The sequence below is a fragment of the Neobacillus driksii genome, assembly GCF_013409995.1.
Lineage (GTDB): Bacteria > Bacillota > Bacilli > Bacillales > Cytobacillaceae > Neobacillus > Neobacillus driksii.
The window spans coordinates 1-7,842 of record NZ_JACCBX010000029.1; the positions used below are offsets into that span (position 1 = coordinate 1).

Consider the following 7,842-nt stretch of genomic DNA (forward strand, 5'->3'; position numbering starts at 1 on the left):
TCCTATTATTTATATATATTATAACATATTAACGCGGTGAATCATTAAAGTAATTACGAAAAATAATAGCTGTCGAGATTTTCTCGACAGCCTGAGGACCTGTAAAGGTCCTTTTCTAACAACATCTGCCCGTATTACCTATCATTGAAATGCCTTGTCCATTTCCACTTCGATCAAGAATAAGGTCTTGCGTGTTTGGTTCAATTATAGGGTCGATTGCTACCTTTATTTCGTTTATAGTGACGATAATATCGTCCGTCTGTGGCTCATCCAGAGCCAACCCAATCCTTGGCTGGCCTCAGCCATATCCATCAAAGAAGATACGAATGTTTTTAGCATTCTCTTCTTTGAACATTTTTTTAAATTCATCACGAGCATCATCGGTGATTATCAATGTTCAGACTTCCTTTCAATTTGTTTTAGTTAAGCATTTGGGAAAAGTCTTTTTAAGGAATTTTTCATTTCAGGTTTTACCTTAATTTTAGGGCGAGCTTCTTTTGCTATCGCTTCCGCTTCTTCAATTGTCTTAGCCATTCCTAATGACAATAATGTTCCCACTGCAATAGTTCCCGTACGTCCACTTCCACCACCACAGTGAAAATAAATTTTTTTGCCTTCGTTATAAGCATTTACAACGTGTTTAATTGACTTTTGAATGGATTCGTCCTGATGCTCTCCATCATCAAAGATTGGGCTGTGTACACGGTTATAATCAACTTCTGGCACTTCAGCTCTTAAATCAAGAATTACATCTACGTTTTCATTTTTCAAAACGTCATTTACATCATCTGCACCGCCAATAAAAACACGGTCCTGAATCAATTCATTATAATTTTTATTACTCATATCCTATTGACCTCCTCCAATGTTTCTTATTCACCAGTTTCGGCAAAAGTTTTTATGCGTTCTCCGATTTCATCACGGACACGTTCGAAGAATGCCCATTTTTCTTCGACTGTTCCTTGAGCTTTGGCTGGATCATCAAACCCCCAGTGAACTCGTTTAACTTTTGGTGGTGTGATTGGACACTTATCCGCAGCGTCGCCACACAATGTTACAACTAAATCAGCATTGTCGAGATATTCAGGATCAATAATATCTGAAGTATGAGTTGAAATATCTATTCCAGTTTCTTTCATTGCTTTAACCGCATTGGGATTCAATCCGTGAGCTTCGATTCCTGCACTTCGTACTTCCCACTCATCACCTAAATGTTTCTTTGCCCATCCTTCTGCCATTTGGCTGCGGCAAGAGTTACCTGTACATAGAAAATAGAGTTTTTTCTTTGTCATGATGAATTTCTCCTTTTGTCTTTAAAATTATGTTTAAATGATTAACAACCAAATATATAGACCAACTAAAGTAATGAACAAAGTTGGTATGGTTAAAACAATACCCGTTTTGAAATAAGTACCCCAAGAAATCTTTACTCCTTTTTGCGATAAAACATGTAACCATAATAAAGTTGCTAGAGAACCGATAGGTGTTATTTTGGGACCTAAATCAGAACCAATCACATTTGCGTATATAAGTGCTTCTCTAATCACACCTGTCGTATTGGTATCTGCAATCGCTAAAGCATCAATCATCACAGTAGGCATATTGTTCATAATTGAAGATAGAATAGCTGCAATAAAACCCATACCGATTGTCGCTGCAAATAATCCCTGGTCAGCTGTCACTTGGATTAGGTCGGCTAAGACATTGGTTAATCCCACATTTCTCAAGCCATAAACCACCACATACATTCCGATAGAGAAAAACACAATCGCCCATGGTGCTCCTTTAATGACCTTTTTCGTTTCCACTGCATGACTTCTTCTTCCCATAAATAAGAAGAATATCGCCACAATTCCTGCAATGATGGATACTGGAATATTTAGAAATTCACTAATAAAATATCCTGCTAATAAAATCGTAAGTACTACCCACGACAAACGAAACATCTTTTGGTCCCTAATAGCTTCGACAGGTTTCTTTAAATGACCTAAATCATATTTCTTAGGTATGTTCCTCCTGAAGTAAATGTATAAGACTAAAATACTTGCCACTAAAGAGAATAAATTTGGAACAAACATTCTTGAGGCAAACTCTGCAAATCCAATTCCAAAAAAGTCTGCCGAAACGATATTTACAAGATTACTTACTACTAATGGTAATGAAGTTGTATCAGCTATAAAACCACTAGCAATAATGAATGGAAATATCATTTTTTCCTCGAACTTTAAATTTCGTACCATTGCTAAGACGATTGGTGTAAGGATAAGTGCGGCACCATCATTGGCGAAGAATGCTGCAACGAGTGCTCCCAGAATGCTAACATAAACAAACATTCTTATTCCGTTCCCTTTAGCCGCTCTTGCCATGTGGAGTGCTGACCATTCAAAGAACCCTATTTCATCTAATATTAAGGAAATAATGATAATGGCAATAAATGAAAAGGTAGCATTCCATACAATTTTGGTTACTTCGAGAACGTCCTGGAAGTCAACCACTCCAACGATAAGTGCGAGAATTGCACCCCCACAAGCAGACCATCCAATGGATAAATTTCTTGGTTGCCATATAACCAGAATAAGCGTAATTAAAAAAATCAATGAAGCGAGTATCGTAGATACCAATGTTGAAACCTCCAATTATTCACATGAAATTCGTAAACCTTGCTCTTCCAATTCCTTTAATCTAAAATCTTGGTTTGGAAGGTGAAGTAATAAATCTTTTACCAATGGAAAATACTCACTATCTTTATTTAAAGAATAGATTATCCATTGCCCTCTTCTTGTTTCCCTCACCAGACCAGCATCTTTTAACTTACGAACATGTTGACTGATGGCTGGCTGACTAGTTTTAAATATTTCTACAAATTCGCAGACGCAAGCATCATGATTATCCAGTATTTTAATCATGGTTAATCGGGTTTTATCGCCTAATAACTTTAGAACATTGGCAGCACGCTGTATATCAATTGCTGTTTTACTCATTTCTGACTTTTCCCCTCCCTGCTATATAAGTAAATAATAATATTCTTATAAAGAGATTGAACGAAGCATAAATTTATTTTTTGCAAGGTTGTACTTATTATACAAGTGAACCCCTACGAAACTAACTTGATTTAACAACCTTTATATAACTATTCGCTTATATAATAATTTAGTTATATATATATTTCAAGTAGCCGAATGTAAAGATAATGTAAAAAAAGATTGATAACAGTCGTTATCAATCGAATTTAGGAATCTATAATAACTTTTCCATAGCCATTACATCAACAAATTCACCATCAAGAATCCCTTGGTTTTTAAAAACACCAACTTCACGAAAACCCATTTTTTTATATAATCCCTGGCCTAGCTGATTAAACGGGAACGTGAATAGCACTATTTTATGAAATCTATTTTCTCTAGCTATAGATTCAAGTGCTACCAAAAGCTGCTTACCAATTCCCTTCCCTCTAAATTCTCTGGAAATATAAACAGAAAGGTCGGCGACTCCATCATAGGCACATCGATTATTGTATTGGTTTAGTGAAGCCCAGCCAACAATTTTCCCCTCTTGCTCCGCTACAATTACTTTAAAACGGCCTTTGTGTTTTTCATACCATTCCTTTATATATGAGTCATCTTTTATTTCTGTTTCTAAAGTAGCAATGTGATCCTCAATTCCTTGATTATATATTTCTTTTATGCAGTAAATATCGGACTCATTAGATTCCCTTATAACTAAGTCTAAAAACATCTTAGTACCTCCTAATTGTTCGGGGCATGTCAACCCCTTCCTTAAACTGGTTGAGGTTTCTAAACGTCGTCAGCTTTTTTTGTGAAATAACAGAACCCCTTATTGAGCTAAACTGCTCCGTTACTTCAATAAAGTTCAACAAAAAAGCGTTAATCCTTCTTGGATCACCGCACCCATTAGCTTAATAAACTTTTTTATTTTAAGTCTATAAGATCTACTAATTCATCTATGGTTCCAAAGCACTTTTCAATTGCAGGTAATTGATAAAATGTACTGGTTGTTTCAAGGTTATCTACTTCATTGTTTGGTGAATAAAGATAAGTTTTTTTGTTATTCCCAATAGCAATACCTAGTTCAATATGGCTTCCTTTTCCTGCTGGTAATAAAACTACAACAAAATCAGATTCTATTCAGCATTTTTCTCCTTTTGACCTATCGCCTTTAGTTCTCCTAAGGTTGTTACGTTGCCATTTACAGTCCAATCATATGTATGGATAAATCCTTTACTTTTAACATCTTACTAACATATCTAACTTTTTCTATATTTTTAAAGCTAGATGCTATATAAAATTTCACCATATCTCTCCCTTTTTTTATTACAATTTTAACATATATCTTTACACCTCTTATTACACTATCCTACAACGTTAGCACAACAAGAAAAGAGACCGCCGCAGCAATCCCTCTATAAATCTTGCACCCCGTTAGTTAAGCAATATTTTTAAGCCAAGTCATTATACGAACAACTTGGAATGGTTCAAACCAAGAAACTAAAAATAGGATAATAAAAAATGATGCAAGTGATATGAACTTTATACTCCCTTTTTCCTTTTTAGAGATAGCAATAAAACTAAAGATAACCCCTATTAAAAAAAAGATGACTCCTATAAGTACAATCGGTTCAAAATAACCCTCGATTAACCAATTCAAGCCAAAAGAAATTAAACCTAAAAAAACAAGGATTATTGACCATATACTGAATAGTTTCATAATACCCCTCCTCAAATTGATTTTACCATATTGTGCTAACCTGCCCGTTAGCACAATAAGAAAAAGGCTGCCCCAGCAACCTGATCTTAAAGTAAAGCACCCATTAGTTGAATAAGCATTCACCGTAACTGAAATTTATGCCATTCACTTTCTGGTATAACTCTGTTGAAATAATCAATCGTTTTGACTTCGTTACTTGCAAATCTAAAAGTAATTATCTCTTGCATATAAGGTGGATTGTGTAGACCCTGGAAAGTTACAACTTGAACTGTAACGTAAAATTTATCAACATACTCTTCATCCTGTTTTATTTCTAATATTTTTTCATTATCTCTAAACCAATCTGTCCCAACAACCGAGAGAATAGGTGCTCGTAATTGCCTAAATAATGCTGCTTCCATAACGTCTTGAGGAAATTCCGAGGCATTAAAGGAATTAGGAAATCCAAATACAATAGAAAATAAAATTACTAAAAGTAATAGCAACTTTTTCATAAAATAACCTCAGCGATTAGTCTTTCTTTTCCAAGGTTGATTTATTATTCTTATTGTACTATCCTGCTCCGTTAGTTGAGGAAGAAAAAAGCGTTCCTCCTAAATGAAGAAACGCTTTGGTTAATATATATTACAACCTTTTTTTCAAAGAAGGAAACAACGTAACTTTCGCAAATTTCCCCGGCCTCGTCAACCGTCCAGTTATCAAACGCCCACCATACACCAGACTTAATATCGGCTGCAATGTCTTTACTTAATTCAATTTCCTCTGCAATTTGCAACGCATAATTAGAAGTGTCGTAATTATCAATTTGTGAACTATGTGGTACAACCTCAAATGCAGTTTCTTCAATATCTTAAATCCTGTTTGCCGGAACCTTAGAATCCATTGCACCTTTTAAAATGTACCCAATGCTTTGTTTTTTTGTTTGGTTACTCACTAAAACCATCCCCTTAATATTAATATCTTACACTAGTAATTATAAACAGGATTTTCAATATATTCTCAAAATTGATAATATTAAAGAAAATAATTGATATATTTGTGTGTTTTTTCTAACTAAACTGACCGTTTGTGGAATAAAAAAAGGGCTGCCGCAGCAACCCCTTGCTCAACTCTAGCACCCGTTAGCTTAATAAAGATAGCCTAAAAAATCTAGATCTCCTTCGCTCCAACCAGACTTACCAACTTCTTTAATCATTAATCCATCAATTACTTCATAACCTATATCCCTTGTAATTTGACTTATATGGTCAATTTTTAACCATTTACATTTGTTCGTAACTGACTTGTACCCATTTTTTAAATACAACGTTTTGTTGTCAGCAAATAACAATAAAAATTCAATATTTCTATTGCAACAAAACTGTTCAATTTCTAAAAGTAACATCGAACCTATCCCCTGAGAGCGAGTGTTTTGAGTGACACATAAATCAATTAGACCAAGTATTCTTATAGGATTTCCGTTAAGATTCATCACTCTGTAATCTATTCCTACCTGTCCTACAAGTTGATTTTTGTCGTTAAAAACTACAAATCTAAAATGGGGTAATTGTTTGAAATAAGTTCTGTTTTTTGGAAAGTCTTCTTGAAAACATCCGCTTAGCAATTCTTGTATATTTGAAGTTAAATCATTACCTATCTCATAATCAAATACCATATCTATCTTCACATTATCTTCTCCAATTATCTTTATTAGAGCAGCCCCTCTAGTCTTAAACTAACGCTACCCGTGAGTTCAACAACCTCATAAACTTAATTTGTATTTTTTGTAGTTTTTATCTGTTAAATAATATATGACTACCCCTACAAAATTAAATAATGCAAACATAATAATCCACCCGATGTTCAATCGCTTTTGGTGGTAGGCATTAATAATTGCCCAAATCGAAAATAAAGCCCAATAGACAGCGATACCAACAAACAAAATTAAAATCGCATTGTTATCATAATTTCTTACCGACATATCAACAAACCAATGATTCTCACCATCTCCGTTACCCATATGGAGGGTACTTCCCATATTAAAAGTACGGAAAAATACATTTTGGTCTTCTCTTACTTCTTGTTTGAACTCATAAATAGGTTTCATTATTTCAGTAAGAGGTTCATCTATTTTAACACCATTAATATTGTAAATTCGAAGCCCAGGAATAGCATTTGTTCCTTCTACCATTGTCTTAATTTCATTTTTTAAATCTTGAGATACTACTTCCTTTTTTTCTAATTTATTGAGTATTTCTGTGGCTACTACTGATTGTTCGTGAATGTAATTATTTGAAATGAAAAGTAGAACACCAAATAATGTAAATGCCAGTGCAAGAAATGTTATTGATATATACAAAACCCATTTACCAAAGAGTTTTTGAGCCTGAAACAAGTGACTAACAATAGATCGCAATTCATCTTCACCACCAAACCGTTTAATGGCTATTTCTATTGCTTCTTTTTCAGTCTTTCCTTCTGATTTTAAATCATAAACGGCTTCAATCAAATGGCTTTTCATTTCGGTTTTCAACTCTTGAATTTCTTCTTCGTTACCACCTACACTGTGATAAATCGAATCTACAAATACATCTATTTGCCTCATACTTCTTTTCCCCCTTCCAAAAATGAGTCCATTATTTTCTTAACGAATAGCCATTCAGAACGCTTTTCTGCAAACCCTTCTTCACCAATGGATGTTAGTTTATAATACTTTCTCCTTCCTCCTGGACCTTGTTCATCTCCCCAATAAGATTCAATCCATTCATTTTTTTCTAATCTCTTTAAAGACAGGTAAAGTGTACCTTCTTTTAATTCAAATTGATTTTCACTTTTTTCACGAACAATTTTCGCTACCTCATAGCCGTACATATCCCTATTATGTAAAAGTGAAAGGATCAACGTATCGATATGACCTTTCAAGACCTCTTTATTAATTTCCAATATTTACACCTCCTAGAATAAATTATAATTTCCAATACTCTATAATACAAGGTATATTTTATCAGAAAATTAAATTTTATCATTTAAATAACCTGCCACGTTCGTATTATAAGGTTAGCCAGAATGCTAAATATTTCTGGTTGACCTTATTTATTTTGGTCTTATTATATCAGTAGCCAGGGTAGAACGTATCTG

The 7,842-nt window shown here is 34.1% G+C and carries 10 protein-coding genes; all 10 read right to left on the minus strand.

What is annotated here, in order from left to right:
- Positions 1 to 423: 423 nt before the first annotated feature.
- The 10 genes from F4694_RS31620 to F4694_RS31665 all read right to left on the minus strand — a co-directional run bounded on the left by F4694_RS31620 (position 424) and on the right by F4694_RS31665 (position 7,647).
- A complete protein-coding gene (locus F4694_RS31620) occupies positions 424 to 846 on the minus strand; it encodes a protein-tyrosine phosphatase family protein (protein ID WP_179603841.1) in 423 nt (140 codons plus the stop codon).
- Between the two features lie 26 nt (positions 847 to 872).
- A complete protein-coding gene (arsC, locus tag F4694_RS31625; protein WP_179603842.1) occupies positions 873 to 1,292 on the minus strand; it encodes an arsenate reductase (thioredoxin) in 420 nt (139 codons plus the stop codon).
- Between the two features lie 33 nt (positions 1,293 to 1,325).
- A complete protein-coding gene (locus F4694_RS31630; RefSeq protein ID WP_179603843.1) occupies positions 1,326 to 2,621 on the minus strand; it encodes an arsenic transporter in 1,296 nt (431 codons plus the stop codon).
- Positions 2,622 to 2,636: 15 nt separating this feature from the next.
- Positions 2,637 to 2,981: an ArsR/SmtB family transcription factor gene (locus F4694_RS31635; RefSeq protein WP_179603844.1), complete on the minus strand. Its 345-nt coding sequence runs from the start codon at positions 2,979 to 2,981 to the stop codon at positions 2,637 to 2,639.
- Positions 2,982 to 3,237: 256 nt separating this feature from the next.
- Positions 3,238 to 3,735 carry an arsinothricin resistance N-acetyltransferase ArsN1 family A gene (locus F4694_RS31640; RefSeq protein ID WP_179603845.1) on the minus strand — a complete coding sequence of 166 codons (498 nt, stop codon included), beginning with the start codon at positions 3,733 to 3,735 and terminating at the stop codon, positions 3,238 to 3,240.
- Between the two features lie 708 nt (positions 3,736 to 4,443).
- On the minus strand, positions 4,444 to 4,725 hold the full coding sequence (locus F4694_RS31645; RefSeq protein WP_179603846.1) for a hypothetical protein: 282 nt from the start codon (positions 4,723 to 4,725) through the stop codon (positions 4,444 to 4,446).
- 119 nt (positions 4,726 to 4,844) lie between these two features.
- Entirely contained in the window at positions 4,845 to 5,219 is a 375-nt protein-coding gene (locus F4694_RS31650) for a DUF3888 domain-containing protein (protein WP_179603847.1), read from the minus strand.
- A 632-nt stretch (positions 5,220 to 5,851) separates the two neighbouring features.
- Positions 5,852 to 6,391: a GNAT family N-acetyltransferase gene (locus tag F4694_RS31655; RefSeq protein ID WP_179603848.1), complete on the minus strand. Its 540-nt coding sequence runs from the start codon at positions 6,389 to 6,391 to the stop codon at positions 5,852 to 5,854.
- Positions 6,392 to 6,466: 75 nt separating this feature from the next.
- A complete protein-coding gene (locus tag F4694_RS31915) occupies positions 6,467 to 7,309 on the minus strand; it encodes a permease prefix domain 1-containing protein (protein ID WP_218895926.1) in 843 nt (280 codons plus the stop codon).
- Positions 7,306 to 7,647 (minus strand): PadR family transcriptional regulator, encoded by a 342-nt coding sequence (locus tag F4694_RS31665; protein ID WP_179603849.1) that lies wholly within the window; start codon positions 7,645 to 7,647, stop codon positions 7,306 to 7,308. Before F4694_RS31665 ends, F4694_RS31915 begins: the two co-directional genes overlap by 4 nt.
- Positions 7,648 to 7,842: the final 195 nt, after the last annotated feature.

Excerpts from the sequence above, each read along its gene's own strand:
- arsC (WP_179603842.1), bottom strand. The coding sequence starts at position 1,292 with ATGACAAAGAAAAAACTCTATTTTCTATGTACAGGTAACTCTTGCCGC.
- F4694_RS31620 (WP_179603841.1), bottom strand. The coding sequence starts at position 846 with ATGAGTAATAAAAATTATAATGAATTGATTCAGGACCGTGTTTTTATT.
- F4694_RS31650 (WP_179603847.1), bottom strand. The coding sequence starts at position 5,219 with ATGAAAAAGTTGCTATTACTTTTAGTAATTTTATTTTCTATTGTATTT.
- F4694_RS31640 (WP_179603845.1), bottom strand. The coding sequence starts at position 3,735 with ATGTTTTTAGACTTAGTTATAAGGGAATCTAATGAGTCCGATATTTAC.
- F4694_RS31635 (WP_179603844.1), bottom strand. The coding sequence starts at position 2,981 with ATGAGTAAAACAGCAATTGATATACAGCGTGCTGCCAATGTTCTAAAG.
- F4694_RS31915 (WP_218895926.1), bottom strand. The coding sequence starts at position 7,309 with ATGAGGCAAATAGATGTATTTGTAGATTCGATTTATCACAGTGTAGGT.
- F4694_RS31645 (WP_179603846.1), bottom strand. The coding sequence starts at position 4,725 with ATGAAACTATTCAGTATATGGTCAATAATCCTTGTTTTTTTAGGTTTA.